The following is a 24,994-nucleotide window of genomic DNA, read 5'->3' on the forward strand; positions in this document are numbered from 1 at the left end:
GTGGTCAGCCAGGTCGCCTACGAGGTGATCGGCAACGACGTCACCATCACCATGGCCGCCGAGGCCGGCCAGCTCCAGCTCAACGCCTTCGAACCCATCATCGTCCACAGCCTCCACAAGAGCATCTCCCACCTCGAAGCCGCGTGCCGCACCCTCACGGCCCGCTGCGTCCGGGGCATCACCGCCAACACCGAACACCTCCGCCTCACCGTGGAACAATCCATCGGCCTCGTCACCGCCCTGAACCCGCAACTGGGCTACGCCACAGCCACGGCCATCGCCCAGGAAGCCCTCGCCACCGGCAAGGGCGTCGCGGAACTCGTGCTCGAACACGGCCTGCTCACCGACGAGCAGCTCACCGAGCTCCTCAGCCCGCAGCGCCTGGCCAACCTGAGCAAGTAGCGCCCCTCCGAACCCCGAAGGACCCCCATGACTTCTCCTGACACTGCCCGCGCCCAAAAACTGCCCGCTCAACAGCAGACCCAGCAACAATCCGCCGTCACCGACCACACCATTCCGGCTCATGCCCACGCCTCGGGAGCTGCGCTCCACGCCGAGGACCAGGGCTACCACAAGGGCCTGAAACCCCGGCAGGTCCAGATGATCGCGATCGGCGGCGCCATCGGCACCGGCCTGTTCATGGGCGCCGGCGGCCGGCTCGCCACTGCCGGTCCGGCCCTGATCATCAGCTATGCCGTCTGCGGGTTCTTCGCCTTCATGATCCTGCGCGCGCTCGGCGAACTCGTGATGCACCGGCCCTCGTCCGGCTCGTTCGTGTCCTACGCCCGCGAATTCTTCGGCGAGAAGGCCGCGTTCGTCACCGGCTGGCTGTACTGGCTGAACTGGGCCATGACCGCGATCGTGGACATCACCGCCGTCGCACTGTACATGAACTTCTTCAAGAAATACTGGGCGCCCATCGCGGACGTGCCGCAGTGGACCTGGGCGCTGGCGGCCCTGATCCTGGTCCTGGGCCTGAACCTGATCAGCGTCAAGGTGTTCGGCGAGCTGGAATTCTGGTTCGCGCTCATCAAGGTCGTGGCGCTCGTGTCCTTCCTGCTCGTCGGCATCTACTTCGTCATCTTCGGCACGCCCGTGGCCGGGCAGGAAGTCGGCTTCAGCCTCATCGCGGACAACGGCGGCATGTTCCCCAATGGCCTGCTGCCAGCCATCGTGGTGATGCAGGGCGTCGTGTTCGCCTACGCCTCGATCGAACTGATCGGCACCGCCGCCGGCGAGACCGAAAACCCCGAAAAGATCATGCCGCGGGCCATCAACACGGTGATCGTGCGCATCGCGGTGTTTTACGTCGGCTCGCTCGTGCTGCTCTCCCTGCTGCTGCCCTACAGCTCCTACAAGGCCGGCGAAAGCCCCTTCGTGACATTCTTCGGCTCCATCGGGGTCGACGGCGTGGACGCCATCATGAACCTCGTGGTCCTTACCGCGGCGCTGTCCTCGCTCAACGCAGGCCTTTACTCCACCGGCCGGATCATGCGCTCGATGTCCATTTCCGGTTCCGCGCCGAAATTCGCAGGCCGGATGAATAAGTCCGGTGTCCCCTACGGCGGCATCGCCCTCACTGCCGCAGTGGCTGTCCTGGGCGTGATCCTGAACGCCGTGGTCCCGGCCGAGGCCTTCGAGATCGTCCTGAACGTCGCATCGCTGGGCATCATCAGCACCTGGGCCATGATCGTTCTCTGCCAGATGCAGCTCGCCCGGCTCGCAGCCCGCGGAGAACTGCTCCGGCCCGCGTTTCGTATGCCGGGCGCACCCGTCACGGGCTGGATCACCCTGGCCTTCCTCCTGGCGGTGCTGGTCCTCATGGCCTTCGACTCGCCAGTCGGAACGTGGACCATCGCCTCCCTCACGGTCATCATCCCGCTGCTGATGCTCGGCTGGCGCCTCTGCCGGCACCGCATCCTGGAGATCGCCGCCGTCCGCGACGGGTTCACCGGCCCGTATCCGCTCGTGGCCAACCGACCCGTGCGTGGGACCGGCGGGGATTCGGAGTAACATCCCGGCAGTCCGCCTCCGCGTAACGCAACGTCCCCGCAACCTCTCCTGCACGTGGTTCGAATATGCTCAGCGGACAGACTCAACATGGCTCAGCGACGAACCACCCGGGAGACAGCTCATGACCAATTGGCGGATCAGGGATTTCCATTCGGCCGACCTCGACGGCATCCTGCACCTCTGGGAGTCCCTCAAGGAATCAAATGTCGAGCCCGTCTACGCGCTCTCTGAGGTCCTGGCCTCCTGCGAGAAGGACCACGCCGTCGTCGCGGTGCAGGGCGAGCAGGTGGTGGGCGCCGCCGTCGGACGGGCCGCCCATGACCAGGGCTGGATCGTCTTCCTGGCCACGTTGCCCGAATTCCGGGGCCGCGGGATCGGCACCTCGCTGCTGGCCGCGGTCGAGAACCGGATGGCACCGCACGGGCTCAACAAGCTCTCGGCCCTGATGCCGGAATCCGAAACCCGGGTGGAGGCGTTCCTGGGCCGCGGCTTCGCGCTGAAGAAGAACCTGCGCTACTTCGAACGGAAGATCCCGGTCCAGCGCCAGGAACTGGAACCCCTCAGCCTGCTTGGCGGCCGCATCCTGGCCCGTGACCTGTGGGAGAACGTCGCAGGCATGCGCCTCGAAAAGGAACTCCTGGAGCGCCGGCTGGTCCTTCCGCTCGCGGAGGCCGACCTCGCCGACGAATACGGTGTGGTGCCGCCGCGCGCCGTGGTCCTTTTCGGCCCTCCCGGTACCGGCAAGACGACGTTTGCGAAGGCGATCGCGTCCCGGCTGGAGTGGCCGTTCGTGGAGGTCTTCCCCTCCCGGCTGGCCGCCGATCCGAAGGGGCTGGCCGGGGCGCTGCGCGAGACGTTCCTGGAAATCGCCGAACTGGAGCACGCGGTGGTCTTCATCGACGAGGTCGAGGAGATCGCCGCGCAGCGCTCGGGCGAACCGCCCTCTCCCCTGCAGGGCGTCACGAACGAGCTCCTGAAGATCATCCCGGCCTTCCGCGAGCAGCCCGGCCGGCTCCTGGTCTGCGCCACCAACTTCATCCGCGCCCTGGATTCGGCGTTCCTGCGGCACGGCCGGTTCGATTACGTCATCCCGATCGGCCTGCCGGACCGGCAGGCCCGGGAGGCCATGTGGCAGCGCTTCATCCCCGTTGCCGTGGTGGACGACGTCGACGTCGAGCTCCTGGTGGATCGTACCGAGGGCTTCTCCCCCGCGGACATCGAATACGCGGCCCGCAGCGCCTCCCAGCGGGCGCTGGAAAAGGCGGTGTACGACGACGGCGGCGCGGCGTCCGGCGGCAGCGCCTCAATCCGCGAGGCGGTCCGGAAGGGCCCCTCGACCCAGGACTATCTCGACGCGATCGCGGACACCCGGACAACGGTCAGCGATGAAGTGCACCAGCAGTTCCTCGAGGACATCGACGCCCTGGGACGCGTCTAGATGGACTCCGTCAGCAGTTTGTGATGGGGCCAGGCCGCGATCAAGGCATACAGCGGCGGTATCCTTGTGATTGGGGCCACTTGGACCCCACTCCTGTTTGTCGACACTGGAGCCACCGTGCGTAGTCCCCGGTTGCTATCCCCAAACCCGGCGACCGAGCCGGTGCAATCTGCTGCCAGGCGTGTCACAGCATCGATGCAGCTCAGCATCAGGTCCGGGACGGGTCCGCTTCGCAGAATCATTGAAGAATCCTGGAAGCGTTCGCTCCGGCTGCAGGCCAACCCTGACATGCCGCCGTCCTCGGTACTCCTCGATGGAGAAGCCCTTGAGGAGTACCGTCGCGGCCATCCGCTGGCGTCGATCATGCCGGTGATTAACAAGCTGCTGATTCAGCCCAGTTCCGACCAAGGGTTGCTCGTGGCTGTCGGGGATGAGCTGGGCCGGCTCCTGTGGGTCGACGGGGACGCTGCCCTGCGCCGGCGTGCCGAGGGCATGATGTTCGTTGAGGGCGCGGACTGGTCCGAGGCCAGCGTGGGCACGAGCGCTCCTGGAACCGCCCTGGCACTGGGCCGCAGCCTCCAGGTCTCCGGTCCCGAGCATTTCAACCGGGCTGTTCACGCGTGGAGCTGCACGGCCGTGCCGTTCCGTGATCCAGACACCGGCGCCGTGATCGGAGTCCTGGATATCACCGGCACCGAGATGGCAGTCGCCCCGCACACGCTTTCCCTCGTAGAGGCTGCGGTCGCGGCCGCGCAGGCGCAGCTGCACGTGGAGCGTCTCCTGCTGGCCGCTGCGCAACGCGACCGGCTCGCACGGCGGCGAGAGCCCGCGTCCGCCGCAAGGCCCAGAACCGTTCCCGGCAGCCCGGCCCGGAGCCTCTATCGCAACAGCCTGCAACTGCTCGGCCGCGACCACGCGCTGCTCAGCATCGAAGGAAGAACAGTATCGCTGTCTCCACGGCACAGTGAGATTCTGGCCCTGCTGAGCATCCATCCGGATGGTCTCAGCGGCGAAGAGCTGGGCGGCATGCTGTTCGGGGAAGTCCCAGCCATGACACTTCGGGCGGAGATGGTCCGGTTGAGAAAAGTCCTGCAGCAGTTCAATCCTGCCGCCGTACCGGAATCTCGGCCCTACAGACTCATCGTGGACGTGCTGCCGGACGCCGGACAGGTTCTCAGTTGCCTCCAGCGCGGGGCACACCGAGTCGCCCTGGAGATTTATCGCGGACCGGTGTTGCCTCGCTCCGAGGCTCCGGGTGTGGTGACGCTGCGCAGGCGCGTCTCCACACTCCTTCGGGAGGCGGTCCTAACGGACGGCAGCGCGGAAGCCCTGCTCCAGTATGCGGAACTTCCCGAAGCGAGCGATGACATTGCCGTCCGGATGGCGGCGCTGAAGCTGCTGCCGCCCCGCTCCCCTAAGAGGGCTGGGGTGGTGGCCGACATCGAGCGCCTGGAAGCCGAACTCGGAACTCACCAGCCAAGGTGACCTGACTCACAAGACTGCAACCTCGTCGCAACCCTCCCTTCCCTAGGCTTTAGGCAGCGGCCATCATCCTGCTCAGCACAAGTGCCAGCGATGGTTGGGTTATCCACACCCTGACAATCCGCGGGCCTCACCCGCACCCCCGGTGAGGCTTTCGGCGGACAACGGGCATCACGCCCGGCTTCTGGAGTGACGTTCAAACTCATGCCTGCGCATTATTTGCTGCGGCTACAAACGACGAAGGAATATCGACAATGACGACGATGAGAGCAGCTGTAGTTACCGAATTCGGCAAGGATCTTCAGATCCAGGACCTGCCCGTTCCCGTGCCGGGACGCGGAGAGGCCCTGGTCAAGGTCCTCACCACCGGCGTATGCCACACCGACCTGCACGCCGCGGAGGGAGACTGGCCGGTCAAGCCGTCACCGCCCTTCATTCCCGGCCACGAAGGCGTGGGCGAGGTTGTCGCCCTCGGCGAAGGCGTCACCGATCTGGCCATCGGCGATTTGGTCGGCAACGCGTGGCTCTGGTCCGCTTGCGGCGACTGCCAGTACTGCCGCACTGGCTGGGAAACCCTGTGCGAGGCGCAGCAGAACGCCGGTTACAGCGTCGACGGCTCCTTCGGCGAGTACATGCTGGTCGACAGCCGGTTTGCCGCCCGCATTCCGGCCGGTTCGGACCCGGTGGAAATCGCACCCGTGCTCTGCGCCGGCGTGACCGTCTACAAGGGCCTGAAGATGACCGAGGCCAAGCCGGGCCAGTGGGTCACAATCTCCGGGATCGGCGGACTCGGGCACATCGCTGTCCAGTACGCCGTCGCCATGGGGCTGCGGGTCGCTGCGGTGGACATTGCCGATGACAAGTTGGCCCTGGCCAAGAAGCACGGCGCCGAACTGACCGTCAACGCCCTGCACGAAGACCCCATCGAAGTTATCCAGCGCGAAACCGGAGGATGTCATGGAGTCCTGGTCACGGCAGTGCACCCGTCAGCGTTCGGGCAGGCCATCGGGATGGCCCGGCGCGGCGGAACGATCGTTTTCAACGGGCTGCCGCCGGGGGACTTCCCGGCGCCGATCTTCGAGATTGTGCTCAAGGGCCTGACGGTCCGCGGCTCAATTGTCGGAACCCGGCAGGACCTGGAAGAAGCACTCGACTTCTACGCCCAGGGCAAGATCCACCCCACGGTCTCCACGAGGGAGCTCTCCGAAGTGAATGCTGTCCTCGACGAAATGAAGCATGCCAAGATCGACGGCCGCGTGGTCATCAAGTACTGATCAACAAGTACTGATCAACCCGGCTGGCTGCGACGGCGGCGTATCCCCAGGCACCCTGGGGATACGCCGCTGCCGCACACACGCAATTTTCACTGCAGAGTATGTAAGAAAGAACAGGGGTTTCCCATGTCCAACGCCCGCACCGCGGTACCACCCGGCTCCACGGCCACGCAGATGACCCAGGGCGATGCCTTCGAAAACCTGTCGCAGGAGAACCGCCGTTTCGCGCCGTCCGCCGAGTTCGCCGCGAACGCAGTGGTCACCGCCGCCGATTACGCCGAGGCCGACGCCGACCGTCCCGCGTTCTGGGCGAAGCAGGCCCGGGAGCTGCTGAGCTGGTCCAGGGACTTCACCCAGGCGCTGGACTGGTCCGACCCGCCGTTCGCGAAGTGGTTCGTCGGCGGGCAGGTCAACGCGGCCTACAACGCCCTGGACCGGCACGTCGAGGCCGGCAACGGGGACCGGGTGGCCATCTACTTCGAGGGCGAGCCCGGCGACACCCGCACCTACACCTACGCGCAGCTGACCGAGGAGGTGAAGAAGGCCGCGAACGCGTTCGAGTCCCTCGGCGTGGCCAAGGGCGACCGCGTGGCCGTGTACCTGCCCATGATCCCCGAGGCCGTCATCACCCTGCTGGCCTGCGCCCGGATCGGCGCGATCCACTCCGTGGTCTTCGGCGGTTTCTCCGCCGAAGCCCTGCGCTCCCGGATCGACGACGCCGAGGCCAAGCTCGTGGTCACGGCCGACGGCACCTACCGCCGCGGCAAGCCCAGCGCGCTGAAGCCGGCCGTCGACGACGCGTTGTCCCACGAGGGAGACGGCACCGGACACACCGTGCAGAACGTCGTGGTGGTCAAGCGCAACGGGGCGGCCGTGGACTGGCACGAGGGCCGGGACCACTGGTGGGCCGACACCGTCGGCGCCGCCTCCCCCGTCCACACCGCGCTCGGGCACGACTCCGAACACCCGCTCTTCATCCTCTACACCTCCGGCACCACCGGCAAGCCCAAGGGCATCCTGCACACCACCGGCGGCTACCTCACCCAAACCGCCTACACGCACAAGGCGGTCTTTGACCTCCACCCGGAGACCGACGTCTACTGGTGCACCGCCGACGTCGGCTGGATCACCGGGCACTCCTACGTCGCCTACGCCCCGCTGATCAACGGCGCCACCCAGGTCATGTATGAGGGCACCCCGGATTCCCCGCACCAGGGCCGCTGGTGGGAAATCGTGGAGAAGTACAAGGTCTCCATCCTCTACACCGCCCCCACCGCGATCCGCACCTTCATGAAGTGGGGCAAGGACATCCCGGCCAAGTCCGACCTCTCCTCGATCCGGGTCCTCGGTTCCGTCGGCGAACCCATCAACCCCGAAGCCTGGATGTGGTACCGCGAGGTCATCGGCGGCAACGCCGGCAAGAACGGCGAACGCAAGGAGCACCCCGCGCCGATCGTGGACACCTGGTGGCAGACCGAGACCGGGGCGCAGATGATCGCCCCGCTGCCCGGGGTCACGGCCACCAAGCCCGGCTCGGCCCAGGTCGCGCTGCCCGGCATCGCCGTGGACGTCGTGGACGAGGCCGGCGAATCCGTACCCAACGGCCACGGCGGCTTCCTGGTGATCCGCGAACCCTGGCCCGCCATGCTGCGCGGGATCTGGGGCGACCCGGAGCGGTTCAAGGACACGTACTGGTCCCGCTTCGAGACCATGTACTTCGCCGGCGACGGCGCCAAGAAGGACGAGGACGGCGACTTCTGGCTGCTGGGCCGTGTGGATGACGTGATGAATATTTCCGGCCACCGCCTCTCCACCGCCGAAATCGAATCCGCCCTCGTCTCCCACCCCGCGGTGGCGGAAGCCGCCGTCGTCGGAGCCGCGGACGAGACCACCGGCCAGGCCGTCGTCGCCTTCGTGATCCTCCGCGCCGACGCCACGGACTCCGGCGACGCGACCGTCCAGGAACTCCGCAACCATGTGGGGAAGGAAATCGGTCCGATCGCCAAGCCCAAGATCATCCTCGTGGTCCCGGAACTGCCCAAGACCCGGTCCGGCAAAATCATGCGCCGCCTGCTCAAGGACGTCGCCGAAGGCCGCGAAGTTGGCGACGCGACCACCCTGGCAGACAACACGGTCATGACCCAGATCGCCCAGTCACTGAAGAAGTAGCCGGCTCGTTCCGATAGGGGTTCGTCGGCGGTGTTTGGCTGACCTGTTTGTCCGACGGCGGCGCCGCCCACCGCGGTGGGCCGCGCCGCCGTCGTCGTTGGTCCTGTCTGTCGACGCGGCCGCGGCGGGAACATCCGCAGAAGCGAGGAATGCGGCGGTAACGAACCGATTGGCAGTAACGAACGGCGCGGGCGGGCCGCGGCGCGATAGATTTGCAGACATGACTGAAGCCACCTCCGCCACCGCTGCCGGCCGCGGCACCATCCTGGTTCTCAACGGACCCAATTTGAACCTGCTTGGCACCCGCGAGCCCGAGAAATACGGGACGGCGACACTAGCCGACGTCGAACAGCTCGCCAAAGACGCCGGTGCCGCGCACGGCCTGGACGTCGAGTGCTTCCAGTCCAACCATGAAGGGGCCCTCGTGGACGCCATCCACGCCGCCCGCGGGAAGGCGGTGGGAATCGTGCTCAACGCCGGCGCCTACACGCACACGTCCGTGGCCATCCGGGACGCCATTTCCGCTGTTGCCCTGCCGACGGTCGAGGTGCACATCACCAATGTTCACGCCCGCGAGCCTTTCCGGCACCATTCCTACCTTTCGGACATCAGCAAGGCAGTGATCGCCGGCGCAGGAATCCTGGGCTACCGCTTCGCGGTGGAATACCTCGCCGGGCTGCACGCGGCCGGGGACTGAGCATGTCCCCCGCGGAACCCGCGGCGGCGGAAGCATCCGGGAAACCGTCCGCAGTTCCGGACCCGGCCACTGCCTCGGACACAGCGCAGTGGTACCGGCACTTCGGCACGGTCGACGCCCCCGGTTCCTCCCCCTGCTATGCCGCGTGGTCCGTGGGGATCGCCGGGGACGCCGAGGTGATTCGGCGGATCGATCAGTGGCCGCACACCAAGCGCCAGCCGCTGCTGATCCTCGCCGCGGCCCGGTTCCTCGGCGCGCAGATCAGCCCCTACCGCGATTTCCGGAGGTTCCTGGACCATCACTGGGACGCGGTCGCGGAAATCGTGCTGTCCCGGTCCACGCAGACGAACGAGGCCGGACGCTGCGCCACCCTGCTGCCCTCACTCGCGCAGATCGCCGCGGCAGAGAGCAGGCCGCTGGCCCTCATCGAGGTGGGCGCCTCGGCGGGACTGGCACTGTTCCCTGACCGCTACGGTTACGAGTTTGTCGGCACCGGGGCGGGGGCACCGGAGGAGTCCGCGGCGGACTCTGCGGCGGAAGCAAGGACGACGCGGCTGGTTCCGGATGGCGCCCAGCCTGGCACGTTTCCGGTCCTGCGCTGCGTCACCTCGGGCCCGGTGCCGCTGCCGGCGGAAATTCCCCGGGTGGCATGGCGTGCCGGGATCGACCTAAACCCCCTGGACGTGCGCGACCCGGACGACGTCGCCTGGCTCGAAGCCCTCGTCTGGCCGGAGCAGGAGTTCCGGCTTGAACGGCTGCGCCAGGCGATCGCCATGGCCAGGGAACGGCCGCCGCTGCTGGTGGCCGGCGACCTCAACGAACAACTTGTGGAACTCGCCGGCCGCGCCCCGGCCGACGCCGCCCTGGTGGTATTCCACAGCGCCGTCATGGCGTACCTGGATGCCGGCGGCCGCTCCCGGTTCCGGCGCACCGTGGCGGATCTTGCCGCGGAGCGGGGCTGCCACTGGCTCTCGAACGAAGGCCACACGGTGGTTGTGCAGGCAGATGGGTCCAGTGTGGTCCCGGAAATGGATGACGCCCGGCTCCGCGGCCGGTTCCTGCTGCTGCAGGACGGCCAGCCGGCAGCCATCACGGGCCCGCACGGACAGAGCCTGGAGTGGCTCTAGCCTGCGTGCGGCTCGGGCCTGACTGTGGCTAGGGCCTGCGTGGCAGTCCGGCTATTTCTTGATGCACTGTCCGGACGAAACGGCACTGCCCAGACCCGGCGCCTGAGCCGCCACGGGGCTCAGGTCATTCATGGTGATCGCAAATCCGAGCGAGGACTCGGTTGTGGCCTTGGCAAAGACCACCCCCGCCACCTGCCCGTCCATGGTCAGGAGCGGGCCCCCGGAGTTGCCCGGCTGCACGTCGCCGGCCAGCCGGTAGACGTCCTCGGGCGACGCATTCTTACCGTAGATGTCCGGGACCAGCACGGTGGCGATGTCCTGCACCGTGGCCGGTTTGGACTGGAAAGGCCCGCCGTGCGGATAGCCGGCAAAGGCCGCCGCGCTGCCGGACGGCAGGTCGGCGGCCAGCGCCAGGGGTTCCGAGCGCAGACCGTCAACGGCCACGACGGCGAGGTCGTGCTGGGAATCAAAGTAGACGACGCGCCCAGGCAGTGCGCGGCCACCGGGCGTTTCCACCACCGGTTCGTCGACCCCGGCGACCACATGGGCGTTGGTCACCACACGCCCGGGGGCGACCACGAAGCCTGTTCCGGTCTGGTTTTGACCGCACTGGTAGGCGGTTCCGGCGATCTTGAGCACGGACGCGGCGGCCTTGTTCAGCGCCGGAGTGTCCGTGCTGGTGTCCGGAACGGCAACGGGCTGGCTCTGGCCGAAGCCGTCCAGCAGGGTGGGGATTCCCTCGCCGATCACGGCGGAACGCAGCTGCGCCATTGATGCCTTGACCGGCATCGGCGTCACACCGTCGATGAACCTGATGACTTTGGATTCCGCGAGCTGCTGGGACACGAACGGCACACCCAGGGCCCCGATGCTGAACGCCAGCATCGACATCACAAGGGCGGACACCACCACGTTCACGCCTCCGCCCACGAGGCGGTCCGCCGCCCGCAGGGGGCTGAACGGGACCACGCTGCGGATTCGCCGCCCGATCATGGTGCCGAGGCCGTTGCCCACGAACATCAGAAGGACCGCCGTGGCAACGATCGCCGTCAGGCGCCAGCCGCTGTCCTCCACGAGGCCGCTGACGATGGGCACGGAGACAAAGGCGGCGACGGCGCCTGCCGCGAATCCCGCGATGCCTCCGAGCGTCACAAGGAAGCCGTTGCGAAGACCGTGGATCAGGTAGGACAAGAGCGCTACAACCAACAGCAGGTCCAAAATGGTCAAGCCAAACACCGGGGCTCCTCACAGACAGTTCAGCGGCGATTCTACCGGTGTAAGCTGAACGTTTGCCGACCGGCCGCCGGCCTGCCCAGGGATCTGCGCGGACTTCCCGAGCCGTGCGCTTTCGGCCCCTTCGGGCGTTTCCGTGCCAACTACGTCACAGAAGCTCCAAAATTCTGAAACAATGGCTGAAGCGCCCCAGCCGACACAGCTAGTCAGGAGATTTCATGGATATCGAGGTATTGCGCCGCGCACCCCTTTTCGCCACGCTCGACGACGAGGCGTTCCGTCTGCTGACGGACGAACTTACCGAGGTGGACCTTTCACGCGGTGCCTCGGTATTCCGGGAAGGCGACCAGGGTGACCAGCTTTACTTCATCGTCTCCGGCAAGGTGAAGCTCGGCCGCACGTCGCCGGACGGCCGCGAATCACTGCTGGCCATCCTCGGCCCGGGCGAGCTTTTCGGCGAAATGGCGCTGTTCGACCCCAGCCCACGCACGGCCACGGCAACTGCCGTTTCCGAGACGCGTCTCGCCGGCCTGAAGAACGAGAGCCTCAACGCGCTGCTGCGCACCCGCCCCGAGGTCTCGGCCCAGCTGCTGCAGGCCTTGGCACGCCGCCTGCGCCGCACCAACGATTCCCTTTCCGACCTCGTCTTCTCCGACGTGCCGGGCCGTGTGGCCAAGGCGTTGCTGGATCTGGCCGACCGCTTCGGCCGCCCGGCAACCGACGGCGTCCTGGTCGCCCACGAACTGACGCAGGAGGAGCTCGCACAGCTGGTCGGCGCCTCCCGTGAAACGGTCAATAAGGCCCTCGCAGAATTCGTGCAGCGCGGCTGGCTGCGCCTGGAAGCGCGCGCCGTCGTCATCCTTGACATGCAGCGCCTGCGCCAGCGTTCCCGCTAGGGACCCCAGCAGCAACCATGAAGGCCGGCCCCGGAAACGGGACCGGCCTTCTGCCGTTAAACTTCTGCCGTTAAATCTCGGAGGAGGTCCCCGGCTGGTTGTCCGCGGGACATGTCCACTGGTGCGGATCAGGGCGGGGCATGTCCCCAGGCCGGCAGGCAGCACGAAGGGACATGTCCAGCCCCGGCTGCGAGGACTGGACATAACGCCACTATGTCCACCGGACAGGCCGACCGGAGGCCATGTCCCGGGCCGGCACGCAACACGAAGGGACATGTCCAGTGCTCAGGAGCAGCGCGGAGCATGTCCCGGGCCACGTCCCGTGCTCCCCGTGCAGCCAAGCCCTAACAGGCCGCCCGCATGGAGCCAGCCTTCCGTGGCGTCGGCGCTCCCCGGGCCTAGCGTTCCCGCTGCGGTTCGCCGGCGATCGTTTTGGCTGCTTCGACTTCGAGCATGAGACGGCCGTCTTCCTCGACCAGCTTCGGCTGGTAGACGTGGGCCTTGCGCTTGTAGCTGAGGTAGGCGATGCAGCCGTTGGCCTTGGCCATCTTCTCAAGCATGATCTCCGAGCCAGGGACCAGGAGTTCGCCCAGGGTCCGGCCGACGGTGTTCTCCTGCCCCACCTCGTCACCCAGCACGGTGCTGTCCCGCTCGCTCACGACTTTCCGGACACACACCCAGCGGCCCCAGATCCCCTTGCTGGCCAGCAGCGAGGGCAGCTGGTTCACGGGCACCGTCGCGGCGAAGTACCGGGTATTGAACCGGCGGTGCGCGAAATCGGGGCTGAGCCAGTTCACCAGGGGTTTGAGCAGGTCAGTGCGCAGCGAGAGCCCGCGCTTGGCGAGCAGGTCGGTGAAGGATTTCTCCTGCTCGGCCACGGCTTCGCGGGCGCGCATCCAGTCGGCGCGGGAGGTCAGCTCCACCGTGGTGGACAGGTCGGGGCCGGCCAGCAGGATGCCGGTCTCCTCGAACAGTTCACGGATGGCACCGACGACATGTCGGCGCGCCAGCCCGACGTCGGACGTCCCCATCTGCTCGGCCCAGTGCTGGGGTGAGGGGCCCAGCCAGCCGACGGCGTCGTCGTCGGTGGCTTCCAGCGATCCGCCGGGGAAGGCGAGGACACCGAGCGGGGAGGACCCCGTCCGGTAGCCGAGCCAGGTCTCCAGGCCCGTGGGCGAATCCCGCAGGAGGATCACCGAGGAGGCCAAACGGGGCGCGCGGGGCGTCCGCTCACCGTGTTCAATCCAGCTGCGGGCTGCTCCCTCAAGATCCGGGGGCAGGACGAACAGGCGGCGTTCTAACTGAGGCAACGAAGTAACCGGTCTACTAGGCGAATTCAGCGATCAGTTCGACTTCGACAGGCGAGTCGAGCGGCAGAACGGATACGCCGACGGCGGAACGTGCGTGCTGGCCGGCGTCGCCGAGGACTTGGCCCAGCAGCTCCGAGGCGCCGTTGATGACACCGGGCTGGCCGGTGAAGGAAGGGTCGGAGGATACAAATCCGACAACCTTGACGATCCGCGTGATGCGGTCGAGGTCGCCGATCACACTCTTGACGGCGGCCAGGGCGTTGACGGCGCAGACGGCAGCGTAGGCCTTCGCGTCCTCCGGGGACACCGTGGACTCGTCGGAGGCGCCCGCCGAACCGGTGGAAACCTTTCCGGTGGCCTCGAGCTTGCCGTTGATGAATGGCAGTTGCCCGGAGGTGTAGACGTGGTTGCCGGAAATCACGGCCGGAACATACGCCGCGACCGGAGCCGCGACGTCGGGGAGCGTCAGGCCCAGCTCCGCGAGGCGCTGTTCGACGGCGGACGACGCGCCCGCGCCGGCCGTGGGGCTCGCTGCCCCGGCCGTGTTTTCGGAGATGTTTTTCGCGCCCGACGGCGTGGCCGGAACGGCTTCTGAGGGGGTGCTCATGGCTACTGCTTCTCCCGCTTCAGGTAGGCAACCAGGCCGTTTCCATCGGGTCCCGGAACAACCTGGACGAGCTCCCAGCCGTCGTCACCCCACTGGTCCAGGATCTGCTTTGTGGCGTGAATAATGAGCGGAATCGTGGCGTACTCCCATTTGGTCATGACATAAAGCCTAGTCGTTGCCGGTAAAGTGGAAAACATGGCGACTGGCAAGAACCCCTTATTCGACACGGCCACCACCCTCGGAAAGATCTTTCTTTTCCTGGGCGTGAGCGCTATTTGCGGTGTCCTGGTGGCGGGCCTCCTGGTCCCCGCGGCGGCCGTTTCGGGCAGCGCGGCCAGCGGTTCGATCCAGTTCTTTGACACGCTCCCCGCAGAGCTGAAGGTCGATCCGCCGAGCCAGTCGACCACGATCCTGGCGTCCGACGGCAGCCCGATCGCCAACCTCTACGCGGAAAACCGCACCCGTGTTTCGCTGGACCAGATGTCACCGCACATCAAGGACGCGATCATCGCCATCGAGGACAGCCGCTTCTACGAGCACGGCGGTGTGGACACCACCGGCATCCTGCGCGCGCTCGTGAGCACCGCCCGCGGCAACAAGCAGGGCGCGTCCACGATTACGCAGCAGTACGTGAACAACGTCATCAACTCCTCGCTGGAGGCCGAAGGCAAGGGCAGCGAGGTCCTGCTCAACGGCGTCAACAAGGGCGTCGGGGACAAGCTCCGTGAAATGAAGCTGGCCATCGCGCTGGAGAAGAAGTTCACCAAGGAGCAGATCCTCGAGGGCTACCTGAACATCGTCTTCTTCAACCGGGACGCTTACGGCATCGAAGCCGCGTCCAAGTTCTTCTTCAGCACCACGGCCAAGGACCTGACCCTGCCGCAGGCGGCCCTGCTGGCCGGCGTCGTGAACAGCCCCTCCTACTATGACCCGATCACCAATCCGGAGAACGCCAAGGTCCGTCGCGACCTCGTGCTCCGCGCGATGCTGACGCAGGGCAAGATCAAGCAGGCCGACTACGACGCAGCGGTCGCGACACCGGTGCAGACCAAGGTCACCCAGCCCCGCCAGGGCTGTGCCTATTCACAGACGGCGCCGTACTTCTGCGACTACGTGCTCCACCTGCTCCTGAACAACCCGGCCTACGGGGCCGACGCGGCCGAGCGTGAGCGGAAGATCTTCCGCGGCGGCCTGACCATCAAGACCACGCTGGATCCGAAGGCCCAGTCCGTGGCGCAGGCCCAGGTGGACGGGTCGGCCGGCGCGAACCCGGATAAGTGGGGCGCCTCGCTGGTGTCCGTGCAGCCGGGATCCGGCAAGATCGTCTCCATGGCCCAGAACACCGTCTGGTTCCCGGCCGACGGCAAGTTCGACCAGACCCAGAATTTCAACGTGGACGTGCAGGATGCCAAGGGCAATGACCTCAACGGCCTCGGCGGCTTCCAGCCCGGATCCACGATGAAGCCGTTTACGTTCGCGGAGTGGCTCAACGAGGGCAAGTCGATGAGCACCCAGCTCAACGGCGCCGTGCGGCGATATCCACAGAATTTCCCTTGGAAGAACACCTGCCCGGCACCGACCACCGGCTGGTATGACGCGTCCAACGGGAGCTACGACCTACAGAACGCCGACGAGACCCACTACAAGTACATGTCCGTCCTTGACGGCCTGGCGAACTCCATCAACACCATCACGTTCGCTTCCGCCGCCCAGGTGGACCTCTGCGGGATCCAGAAGGTCGTGGACGCAGTGGGCATCCACGGCGGGCTGCCGAGCGCGGACAACCCCAACCCCCCGGTGCCGATGACCACCCTCGGCAACCTCATCGGGTCCACCCAGACGGCGCCGCTGACCATGGCCAGCGCATTCGCCACCTTCGCCAACAATGGCAAGTACTGTGAACCGATGGCCATCGAGTCGGTAACAGACGCGACCGGCGCCCAGCTGCCGGCCCAATCACCCAACTGCAGGGACGCGATCAAGCCCGAGGTGGCCCACGGCGTCGCGTACGCTATGCAGGAAGTGCTCAACCGCGGCTCGGGCTCGCTCATTGTGCCCCGGATTTCGACCCGGACCACTTTCCCCATTGCGGCGAAGACGGGCACCAACGACAACAACAGCTCTACCTGGGTGGCGGGCTACACCAGCGGCCTCGCGACGGCCACGTGGTTTGGCGATCCCCTGGGCGACCAGAAGCGTGCCGGGCAGAATGTCACGATCAACGGCAACTTCTACAAGGGCATCGACGGTTACATGATCGCCGGGCCGCAGTTCTCGAACTACATGGCCCAGGTGGCACCGGCCTACGGCACCGATCCGTTCCCGGACCCGCCGTCGGACATGCTGTACTCCCCGGCCCCGGTCCCGGACCCGGTAACAGTGCCGCGGACCACCATTCCGACCGGGAAGAGCACCGAGCCGGCCACGCAACCGTCCGCCGACCCGACACCGGCACCCACGAAGTCCTCCGGCAAGAAGTAGCCGATGACCCTGGGCAATGATCTGGCGAGCCGCGTTCGAAGCATCGGACGCGGCTTTGCCGTGACCGCCGCGATCGGGACGGCGGCGGGGGCGGCCGCTACCGGCTACGGGCTGTGGGAGAAGAACCAGTTTGTGGTCAGGGAGGAAACCCTCCCCATTCTGCCGGCCGGGTTCGGCCCGTTCCGGATACTGCACCTGTCCGATATCCACTTCGTTCCGGGCCAGCACCGGAAGGCGCAGTGGCTGTCCTCCCTGGCGCAATTGCGGCCGGACCTCGTGGTGAACACGGGCGACAACCTCAGCCATGCCAAGGGCGTGGACCCCCTCGTGGCGGCTCTGCGACCCCTGATGGAATTTCCCGGCGTGTTTGTCCCCGGCTCGAACGACTACTTTGGCCCGAGCCTGAAGAACCCGGCGTCATATTTGCTCGGGCCCTCGGGCGAGCGCAAGCACCCGGAAAGGCTCGACTGGCCCCGGCTGCGTTCCGAGTTCGGCATGTCCGGCTGGGTGGACCTGACTAACCGCTGCCAGTCGGTCGTGCTCAAGGGCATGCGCTTCGACTTCTCCGGCGTCGACGATCCGCACCTGCGCCTCGAACGGTACGCGGGCTGGCCACGCGGAACCAAGGGCAGGGACGCCGACCCGCACCTGCGCATCGCCGTCGCGCACGCACCCTACCAGCGCGTCCTCGACCACTTCACCGAAGCCGGCGCCCACCTCCTCCTGGCCGGCCATACCCACGGCGGCCAGATCTGCGTCCCGGGCTACGGGGCCCTGGTCACCAACTGCGACCTGCCCACCTGGCGGGCCCGGGGGCTGCACACCTGGGAGAGCAACGGGAGGACGACGCCGGTGAACGTCTCGGGCGGCATCGGCACGTCCCGCTTCGCCCCGGTCCGCATTGCCTGCCGGCCCGAAGCCGTTCTGCTGACGCTGACCTCCCGCGCCTAGGCCTGGCCGCGGCCAGTGCTGCCCGCCCTCCGGCCCGGCCGGTGGACATGCCCTCCCCTCGCGCCCGAGCCCACGGAACATGCCCTCCCCTGGTCGCGGGCACTGGGCATAGGCCCACAATGCCCACCCGCTGCGGCCACCACTGGACATGTCCCACCGGGCCCGGCACCACCACTGGACATGTCCGGCGGCCACCCGCCGCCCGCACCTATTGCGGATCGCAATGACTGGGCGAGATGCTGGGAGCCCTGAACAACGTGTGAATCCCGTCACCCGATGGCCTAGGGTAGTTGCTACAGGAAACTACATTCAACGGTGCGATCTATGCACGGGCGTCTTAAGAAGCAGGCATGGCCAAGCAGAGCTCATTCTTCACCTCCATCAGCCGTCTCTACCCGCACGTCAGGCCAATCCTGCCCCGGCTGGTCATGGGCCTGCTCTGCGCACTGCTGGCCAGCGTCATGGCACTGGCCATCCCGCAGGTGCTGCGCGTGCTGGTCAACGAGTCCCTGACCCCCGGCGGCAGCGCGGAAGCCGTCTGGACCGCCTCGCTCCTCATCCTGGTCCTGGGCATCGCCGAGGCGGGCCTCGTGGCCCTGCGCCGGCAGTTCGTCATCAATCCCGCCACCACCGTCGAGACCCGGATGCGGGTCTCGCTCTACGGGCATCTGCAGGACCTCACGGTTTCCTTCCATGACCGCTGGGGCTCCGGTCAGCTGCTGTCCCGGGCCATGACGGACCTGAACTTCCTGCGCCGCTGGATGGCCTTCGGCGCCATCATGCTGGTGGTCACGACGCTCACCGTGGTGATCGGCGTCGCGGTGATGTTTGCCATGAGCTGGCAGCTGGCCCTGATCTTCCTGGCCGCCGCCGTGCCGATCATGATCTACGGATTCCGCTTCCGCACCCGGTTCAGCAAAGTGGCCCGGCGCAGCCAGGACCAGGCAGGGGACCTCGCCACCACGGTCGAGGAATCCGTGCACGGCATCCGCGTCCTGAAGGCCTTCGGCCGCAGCCGGGAGGCGCTGGAGAACTTCAACGAACAGGCCGAGGAACTCCGGCAGACCGAGATCGCCAAGGCCAAGCACCTGGCCACCTTCAGCCTGGTGGTGACGCTCCTGCCCGAACTCGCGCTCGGCGCCGGCCTCGTCGTCGGCATCCTGCTGGCCTCCACGGACCAGCTCTCCATCGGGTCCCTGGTGGCCTTCTTCGCCACCGCCGCCGTGGTTGCCGCGCCGGTCGAGTTCTGCGGCATGCTGCTGGCGATGGCCCTCACCGCGAAGTCCGCGGTGGACCGGCACTTCGAGGTCATGGACGCGCAGAACACCATCACCAGCCCGGACCAGCCCCGCCGCCCCGCCGGCCTCAAGGGTGCCCTCAGCTTCCGCAATGCCTCGTTCGCGTTCGAGGACGCCCCGAACAAGCCGATCCTCAAGGACATCACCCTGGACATCCGCCCCGGCGAAACCATGGCCCTCGTGGGCATCACGGGCGGCGGCAAGAGCGCCCTGCTCCAGCTGGTCCCCCGCCTCTACGACGTCACCGGCGGTGCCATCACCATCGACGGGGTGGACCTGCGCGAGTTCGCGGTGGAGGACCTGCGCACCGTGGTCTCCGTGGCGTTTGAGGACACCACGCTGTTCTCCAGCTCCGTCCGGGACAACGTCCTGCTCGGCGCGCCCGACGCCGGATCGGCGGAGGGCCGCGACGCGGCCCTGGAGGAAGCCCTCGACGTCGCCCAGGCCCACTTCGCCTACTCCCTGCCGGACGGGGTGGATACCCTGATCGGCGAGGAGGGCCTCAGCCTCTCCGGCGGCCAGCGCCAGCGCATCGCCCTGGCCCGGGCCATCGCCGCGAAACCGGCCGTGCTGGTCCTGGACGACCCGCTCTCGGCGCTGGACGTGAACACCGAGGTCCTCGTCGAGGCCCGGCTGCGCAAAGTCCTCGCGGACACCACCACGCTGATCGTGGCCCACAGGCCTTCCACGGTGGCGCTGGCCGACCGGGTGGCCCTGCTCGAGGACGGCCGGATCGCCGCCGTCGGAACCCATGCGGAGCTGCTCGCCAGGAACAGCCATTACCGCTACGTGATCGCCAGCCTGGACCCGGAACCGCGGGACCTGGATTCAGAATTGTCCGCCCTCGAGGACCAGTCCGAGGAGATTTCCCGATGAGCAGCGCAACGTTCGGCACCGCCAATGAGGACAACGCGCACCTCAGCAGGAACGAAAGCAAGGCCGTCCGGCGGCGCTCCCTGACCCTCCTGGGCTCCCTGATCCGCCCCGTCCGGGCCCGGTTCTGGCTGACGATCGGCGCCGTCGTCCTGTCCCAGGCCGCCCGCGTGGCCGGACCGGCGCTGATCGCCTTCGGCATCGACCACGCCCTGCCCGCCGTGCGCGCCGGCGACAACCTTCCCCTGGTGCTGACCGGGGCCGCCTACCTTGCCGCGGCCGCCGTGGCGGCCGGCCTGACCGCCCTGTACGTGACCTCGACGGCGCGGCTCAGCCAGGCGATGCTGCTGGACCTCCGCGTCCGGGTCTTCCGGCACACGCAGCGGCTGAGCCTGGAATTCCACGAGAAATACACCTCAGGGCGCATCATCGCCCGGCAGACCTCGGACCTGGAGGCCCTGCGCGAACTCCTGGATTCCGGCGTGAGCTCGCTGGCCTCGGGAATGCTGTTCATGGCGTTTACCGCCGTGACGGTGTTCGCCCTGGACTGGCGCAGCGGCGTGCTGGTGCTGGCCGCCGGCGTGCCGATGTATTTCCTGGCCCGCTGGTACCAGAAGCACTCCCAGATCGCCTTCCGCGAATCCCGGGTGGTCTCGGCCCGGCTGATCGTGCACTTCGTGGAGACCATGACCGGAATCCGCGCCGTGAAGGCCTTCCGGAAGGAACGCGAGAATGCCGCGGGCTACTCCGAACTGTCGGAGGACTACCGGCGGGCGACCGTCCGCTCCATCAACCTCAACGGCATCTTCCAGCCGGGGCTGGTGCTGATCGGAAACGTGTGCGTGGCCCTCGTACTGCTCACCGGCGGCTTCCGGGTCCTCAGCGGCGACCTGGAGGTCGGCGTGCTCCTGGCCCTCATCCTGTCCGCCAAGCGCTTCTTCCAGCCGGTGGACCAGATGGCCATGTTCTACAACTCCTTCCAAAGCGCCCAGGCCGCCCTGGAAAAGGTCTCGGGCCTGCTCGAGGAGGTCCCCACCGTGCGGCCGCCGAAAACACCCGCGGCCCTGCACGACGCGCGGGGCAACATCGATTTCAACGGCGTCGAATTCCGCTACGGCGACGGCCCGGTGGTCATCCCGCAGCTGGATCTGCACATCCCCGCCGGGCAGACGGTCGCGCTCGTCGGGCAGACCGGCGCCGGCAAATCCACCCTCGCGAAGCTGATCGCCCGCTTCTACGACGTCTCCGCCGGGTCCCTGACCCTCGACGGCGTGGACCTGCGCCAGCTCAGCACCGAGGACCTGCGCCGGAACGTCGTCATGGTCACCCAGGAGGCCTTCCTGTTCAGCGGCTCCGTGGCGGACAACATCGCCCTGGGCCGGCCCGAAGCCTCGCGCGCGGAGATCGAAGACGCGGCCCGGGCAGTGGGGGCGCACGCCTTCATCATGGAACTGCCGGACGGCTACGACACCGACGTCAACAAGCGTGGCGGCCGCGTCTCCGCCGGGCAGCGCCAGCTGATCAGCTTCGCCCGCGCGTTCCTGGCCCGCCCGGCCGTGCTGATCCTGGACGAGGCAACGTCCTCGCTGGACATCCCGTCGGAGCGCATGGTCCAGCAGGGCCTCGCGGGGCTCCTGCGCGGGACGCGGGAGGCCGGCACCCGGGAGGCCGGCCAGCGGCAGTCCGGTGGACAGGCGGGCGGCGGACAACCCGCTGCAGACCCGGCCCCCGGCCCGGACCCGGCCCCCGGTGCCCGGCGGACGGCGCTGATCATTGCCCACCGGCTCTCCACCGTGGAGACAGCGGACCGGGTGCTGGTGGTCCACGACGGACGCGTCGTGGAGGACGGCACCCCGGAGCAGCTGATCGGCGACGGCGGCGCCTTCGCCCGGCTCCACGGCGCCTGGAAAGACTCGCTGGTCTGAACAGCGCCTGCCGGGACCGGTCGGCGTCCGGGCCGGAACGACGGCGGGACACATCCCGGCCGGCGCCCGATTTCACATCCGGGGCCATGATCGGATACTCTTGTGAAGTTGCTTTTGAAGCAACGGATCGGGATGTGGCGCAGCTTGGTAGCGCGCGTCGTTCGGGACGACGAGGTCGCAGGTTCAAATCCTGTCATCCCGACCAAACACAAAGAGGGCCCTCCACACGGAGGGTCCTCTTTTGTATGTCCGGCTGTAGGTCCGGCTGTAGGTTCGGCGCGATTTCATGACCCGGCACCGGCGATCGGCCCGGCCCGGCGCCCTGCCCCCCCCGCCTCCGGACACAACGCAGCCCCGGGAGGAAACCTCCCGGGGCTGTGCCGGATATCCGTGCCACGGGCCGCCGGACGTTGCTGCGCCGGGCCTGCCATATCGGGGCTGTTACATCGGGCTTGTTACATAGGGTCGGGCCAGTTGCCGACATTCAGCGAGTGGGTCATGGGGTCGGGCCAGTTGCCCACCGCCTGGGCGGTGCGCATGGGATCGGGCCAGTTGCCGACGGCGGCAACGTCTGAGACATCGGTAAGTGAAGCAGCGGACAGCACGGCCGGGGCCGCGGCGGAGAATGCCAGTGCGCCCGCCAAAACGGCGCCGGCTGCAATCTTCTTCAACATAAGTTTCCTCAATATGGGTTGGGGTTCCTTAACCAAGTCAGCACTACCCTTGTTGACACACATTGTAAAATGGTTTCTACAGAGACTGTCAAGCATTTAGTACAAAGAATGTCCGGAATTAGGAGGTATCCGTGGGGAACGGATTTGGGGAGAAGCTCCGCGCGGAACGGCTCGAACGGGGCCTGACGCAGGCGGAGTTGGGCCGTGACCTATACTCCCCCAGCTACATTTCTCTGCTGGAAACCGGACGCCGCGAGCCGACCGCCGATGTTATCGAGGAGCTTGCCCGCCGACTTGAACTGGCCCCCAAGGCGCTCGAGGCCTGGAGCCAGCCGGTGTCCGTCAGCGACGCCGAATACGTGCTCGCGGGACTGTATGCCCGGCAGGCCTGGGACCTCCGGGACTACCCCGTGGCCGCCACCCACGCCGCCGCCGCCGCCAAGATCGCTCTCGAGGCCAGGAACACCAGCGCGTGGTGGAACATGACCTATATGCAGGCCGAGTGCCTGATCAAGCAGGGCCTCTGGCAGGAGTGCAAGGACGTGGTCCAGAATCTCCTGGAGCACCCGATGGCCGCGGAGTCGGCCGGGCTCGGCGTCCGGGCCCAACAGATGCTCGCCGCAGCCTCGCAGGGCCAGGGGCAGCTGACCGCCGCCGTCGAGCATGCGCAGGAAGCGGTGCGGCTCTGCGCACAGCTGCCCAAAGGCTCCACCATGATCATCGGCGCCCTCCGCGCCCTGATTGGTGCCCTGGCCGAGAGCGGCCGGCTCGATGAGGCCTGGGAGTACTGCCAGGCCATGAACGACCAGATGGACGACCACTCGATGTCCCAGCTCGCCGGCGAGGTGGCCTGGGTGATCGGCAACGTGGCCTTCATGCGCCACGACTATCCCGAGGGGATCAAGTACCACGAGCGGGCCGGCCGGCTGCTCTCCCCGGCCAACGACATCGACCTGTGGGCCCGGTTCAACAAGGCCTCCGCCGCCGTCCGCCTGTCCTCGGGAATCGTCGAACCCGAGACCCTCTCATCGATTGAGCGCGCCGAACTGGCGCTGTCGATTGTCGGCGGCAACAAGACCGACCAGCTGGAGGTCGCCTTCATCCGGGCCCGCTGGCTCTACCTCACGGGCGACATCGTGGCCGCCGTCCAGAAGCTGCGCGAGATCCATGCCGAGCGGGAGGCGCTGGCCCGGCACACGGCCGGCGAAGTCTCCCTCCTGCTGGGGAAGGCGCTCAAGGCTGCCGGGGAGGCCGCGGAGGCGCTGGTGTACCTCGAGGAAGCCCAGAAGGAGTTCAGCGCGGCGGGCGCCTCGGACCGGGTCCAGCAGGCCCTGGACGCCGTGCTCGAGATCAAGCTCGCCCAGCGCCGGGCCGAGGCCGCTTCCGCGGAAGCCTAGCCCCGGCCTTGCCAGGCGAACGGCCCGGCCAGGCGAACGGCCCGGCTAGGCGAACGGCCCGGCTAGATTAGGCGAACGTCCGGCCGGTGAGCTTCTCGTAGGCCTCCACGTAGCGGCTGCGGGTGCGCGCTACGACGTCGGCCGGAAGGACGGGCGGGGGCGTGTCGGAGGCCTTGTCCCAGCCCGACTCCGGCGAGGTCAGCCAGTCGCGCACATACTGCTTGTCATAGGACGGCTGCGCCTGCCCGGGCTGGTACGTGGCCGCATCCCAAAACCGTGAGGAATCCGGGGTCAGCACTTCGTCGCCCAGGGTGATGACACCGGTCGCCGCGTCGAGGCCGAACTCCACCTTGGTGTCCGCCAGGATGATGCCGCGGCCGCGCGCGATTTCCTCGGCCTTGGTATAGATCTTCAGGGTCAGCCTGCTCAGGTCCGCCGCGACGTCCGCACCCACGAGGCCGACGACGGCGTCATAAGTGATGTTCTCGTCGTGCTCGCCCACCTCGGCCTTGGCCGACGGCGTGAAGATCGCCTCCTGCAGCCGTGACCCGTCAACCAGGCCGGCTGGGAGCGGGATGCTGCACACTGTGCCCGACGCGCGGTACTCCGCGAGCCCGGTGCCGGTCAGGTAGCCTCGGGCGATGCATTCGACCGGGAACATGTCCAGCTTCTTGCAGATCATTGCCCGGCCCTCGACGGCGGCGGGGACACCGTCGTCGGCCGTGGAGGCGAGGACGTGGTGCGCGACGTCGAGCTGGTCGAACCACCACAGGCTCAGCTGGGTCAGGATGCGGCCCTTGTCCGGGATCTCGCTGGCCAGGACGTGGTCGAACGCACTGATCCGGTCGCTGGCCACAACCAGGACACAATCCTGGCCGAAGCGTTCCGCGACGGCCGGATCCGCGGGGACGTAAAGGTCGCGGACCTTGCCGGAGTAGACGTGCCGCCAGCCGGGCAGGTCCTGCGTGGCGGTGTCGAGCCCGCCCTTGGGCACGGTCTCAGGCAGGGTCTCAGGCAGGGTCTCAGGCGTGGTCTCGGGCGTGGTCTCGGGCTGGGTGCCGGGCGTCGGCGCTGCGGATTCGGTCACGTTCATGCCTTCGCTTTCGACGCGGCCGCGGTTCCCGGCCCGGCGACCCGGATCTGGCCGCG

General features: G+C 67.5%; 19 protein-coding genes, 1 tRNA gene and 1 pseudogene. 15 read left to right on the top strand and 6 right to left on the bottom strand.

Annotation, left to right across the window (positions count from 1 at the left end):
- The 8 genes and pseudogenes from aspA to Y706_RS0117805 form a co-directional block, all read left to right on the top strand.
- Positions 1 to 402 (top strand): annotated as a pseudogene (gene aspA / locus Y706_RS26255) (aspartate ammonia-lyase); the annotation flags it as partial.
- Positions 403 to 429: 27 nt separating this feature from the next.
- The gene (locus Y706_RS0117775; protein ID WP_253906823.1) at positions 430 to 2,013 is read left to right on the top strand and encodes an amino acid permease; all 1,584 of its coding nucleotides are present in this window, start codon (positions 430 to 432) and stop codon (positions 2,011 to 2,013) included.
- Positions 2,014 to 2,134: 121 nt separating this feature from the next.
- Positions 2,135 to 3,451 (top strand): ATP-binding protein, encoded by a 1,317-nt coding sequence (locus tag Y706_RS0117780; protein WP_028277667.1) that lies wholly within the window; start codon positions 2,135 to 2,137, stop codon positions 3,449 to 3,451.
- 195 nt (positions 3,452 to 3,646) lie between these two features.
- Positions 3,647 to 4,936, top strand: coding sequence for a GAF domain-containing protein (locus Y706_RS0117785; protein WP_043436418.1), 1,290 nt, complete (start codon positions 3,647 to 3,649; stop codon positions 4,934 to 4,936).
- 260 nt (positions 4,937 to 5,196) lie between these two features.
- A complete protein-coding gene (gene adhP, locus Y706_RS0117790; protein ID WP_028277669.1) occupies positions 5,197 to 6,207 on the top strand; it encodes an alcohol dehydrogenase AdhP in 1,011 nt (336 codons plus the stop codon).
- 126 nt (positions 6,208 to 6,333) lie between these two features.
- Positions 6,334 to 8,376 (top strand): acetate--CoA ligase, encoded by a 2,043-nt coding sequence (acs, locus tag Y706_RS0117795; RefSeq protein ID WP_028277670.1) that lies wholly within the window; start codon positions 6,334 to 6,336, stop codon positions 8,374 to 8,376.
- A 220-nt stretch (positions 8,377 to 8,596) separates the two neighbouring features.
- Positions 8,597 to 9,073 carry a type II 3-dehydroquinate dehydratase gene (gene aroQ / locus Y706_RS0117800; RefSeq protein ID WP_028277671.1) on the top strand — a complete coding sequence of 159 codons (477 nt, stop codon included), beginning with the start codon at positions 8,597 to 8,599 and terminating at the stop codon, positions 9,071 to 9,073.
- A 2-nt stretch (positions 9,074 to 9,075) separates the two neighbouring features.
- Complete coding sequence (locus Y706_RS0117805) at positions 9,076 to 10,200, top strand: DUF2332 domain-containing protein (RefSeq protein ID WP_028277672.1); 1,125 nt, start codon at positions 9,076 to 9,078, stop codon at positions 10,198 to 10,200.
- Positions 10,201 to 10,251: 51 nt separating this feature from the next.
- Here the strand turns inward: Y706_RS0117805 and Y706_RS0117810 are convergent, their stop codons facing one another.
- The gene (locus tag Y706_RS0117810) at positions 10,252 to 11,436 is read right to left on the bottom strand and encodes a MarP family serine protease (RefSeq protein WP_028277673.1); all 1,185 of its coding nucleotides are present in this window, start codon (positions 11,434 to 11,436) and stop codon (positions 10,252 to 10,254) included.
- 215 nt (positions 11,437 to 11,651) lie between these two features.
- On the opposite strand from Y706_RS0117810, the gene Y706_RS0117815 reads away from it, so the two are divergent.
- A complete protein-coding gene (locus Y706_RS0117815; protein ID WP_011693220.1) occupies positions 11,652 to 12,329 on the top strand; it encodes a Crp/Fnr family transcriptional regulator in 678 nt (225 codons plus the stop codon).
- Positions 12,330 to 12,727: 398 nt separating this feature from the next.
- Here Y706_RS0117815 and Y706_RS0117820 read toward each other — a convergent pair whose 3' ends face one another.
- The 3 genes from Y706_RS0117820 to Y706_RS28945 are packed head-to-tail and all read right to left on the bottom strand — an operon-like array spanning position 12,728 to position 14,404.
- Positions 12,728 to 13,639 (bottom strand): NUDIX hydrolase, encoded by a 912-nt coding sequence (locus Y706_RS0117820; protein WP_028277674.1) that lies wholly within the window; start codon positions 13,637 to 13,639, stop codon positions 12,728 to 12,730.
- A gap of 16 nt (positions 13,640 to 13,655) precedes the next feature.
- Positions 13,656 to 14,246 carry a RidA family protein gene (locus tag Y706_RS0117825; RefSeq protein ID WP_028277675.1) on the bottom strand — a complete coding sequence of 197 codons (591 nt, stop codon included), beginning with the start codon at positions 14,244 to 14,246 and terminating at the stop codon, positions 13,656 to 13,658.
- A 2-nt stretch (positions 14,247 to 14,248) separates the two neighbouring features.
- Positions 14,249 to 14,404, bottom strand: a complete 156-nt coding sequence (locus Y706_RS28945; RefSeq protein ID WP_003797879.1) for a Sp36 family protein — start codon at positions 14,402 to 14,404, stop codon at positions 14,249 to 14,251.
- A gap of 37 nt (positions 14,405 to 14,441) precedes the next feature.
- Between Y706_RS28945 and Y706_RS0117835 the strand changes: the two genes are divergently transcribed.
- The 5 genes from Y706_RS0117835 (at position 14,442) to Y706_RS0117855 (ending at position 21,979) form a co-directional block, all read left to right on the top strand.
- Complete coding sequence (locus Y706_RS0117835) at positions 14,442 to 16,727, top strand: transglycosylase domain-containing protein (protein WP_043436419.1); 2,286 nt, start codon at positions 14,442 to 14,444, stop codon at positions 16,725 to 16,727.
- Between the two features lie 3 nt (positions 16,728 to 16,730).
- Positions 16,731 to 17,678 (top strand): metallophosphoesterase, encoded by a 948-nt coding sequence (locus Y706_RS0117840; protein WP_028277677.1) that lies wholly within the window; start codon positions 16,731 to 16,733, stop codon positions 17,676 to 17,678.
- 350 nt (positions 17,679 to 18,028) lie between these two features.
- Positions 18,029 to 19,852, top strand: a complete 1,824-nt coding sequence (locus Y706_RS0117845) for an ABC transporter ATP-binding protein (RefSeq protein ID WP_028277678.1) — start codon at positions 18,029 to 18,031, stop codon at positions 19,850 to 19,852.
- Positions 19,849 to 21,774, top strand: coding sequence for an ABC transporter ATP-binding protein (locus Y706_RS0117850; protein ID WP_028277679.1), 1,926 nt, complete (start codon positions 19,849 to 19,851; stop codon positions 21,772 to 21,774). The genes Y706_RS0117845 and Y706_RS0117850 overlap by 4 nt, the downstream gene beginning before the upstream one ends.
- Before the next feature lie 128 nt (positions 21,775 to 21,902).
- Positions 21,903 to 21,979: transfer RNA gene (locus Y706_RS0117855), tRNA-Pro, on the top strand.
- Positions 21,980 to 22,229: 250 nt separating this feature from the next.
- Here the strand turns inward: Y706_RS0117855 and Y706_RS0117860 are convergent.
- Positions 22,230 to 22,448, bottom strand: a complete 219-nt coding sequence (locus Y706_RS0117860) for a hypothetical protein (protein WP_018776166.1) — start codon at positions 22,446 to 22,448, stop codon at positions 22,230 to 22,232.
- Between the two features lie 131 nt (positions 22,449 to 22,579).
- Between Y706_RS0117860 and Y706_RS0117865 the strand changes: the two genes are divergently transcribed.
- A complete protein-coding gene (locus Y706_RS0117865; protein WP_028277680.1) occupies positions 22,580 to 23,845 on the top strand; it encodes a helix-turn-helix domain-containing protein in 1,266 nt (421 codons plus the stop codon).
- A gap of 67 nt (positions 23,846 to 23,912) precedes the next feature.
- On the opposite strand, the gene Y706_RS0117870 is transcribed toward Y706_RS0117865, so the two are convergent.
- Entirely contained in the window at positions 23,913 to 24,851 is a 939-nt protein-coding gene (locus Y706_RS0117870; protein ID WP_028277681.1) for a phosphoribosylaminoimidazolesuccinocarboxamide synthase, read from the bottom strand.
- Between the last annotated feature and the right edge of the window lie 143 nt (positions 24,852 to 24,994).

It is taken from the genome of Arthrobacter sp. I3 (assembly GCF_000520575.1).
GTDB lineage: Bacteria > Actinomycetota > Actinomycetes > Actinomycetales > Micrococcaceae > Arthrobacter > Arthrobacter humicola_A.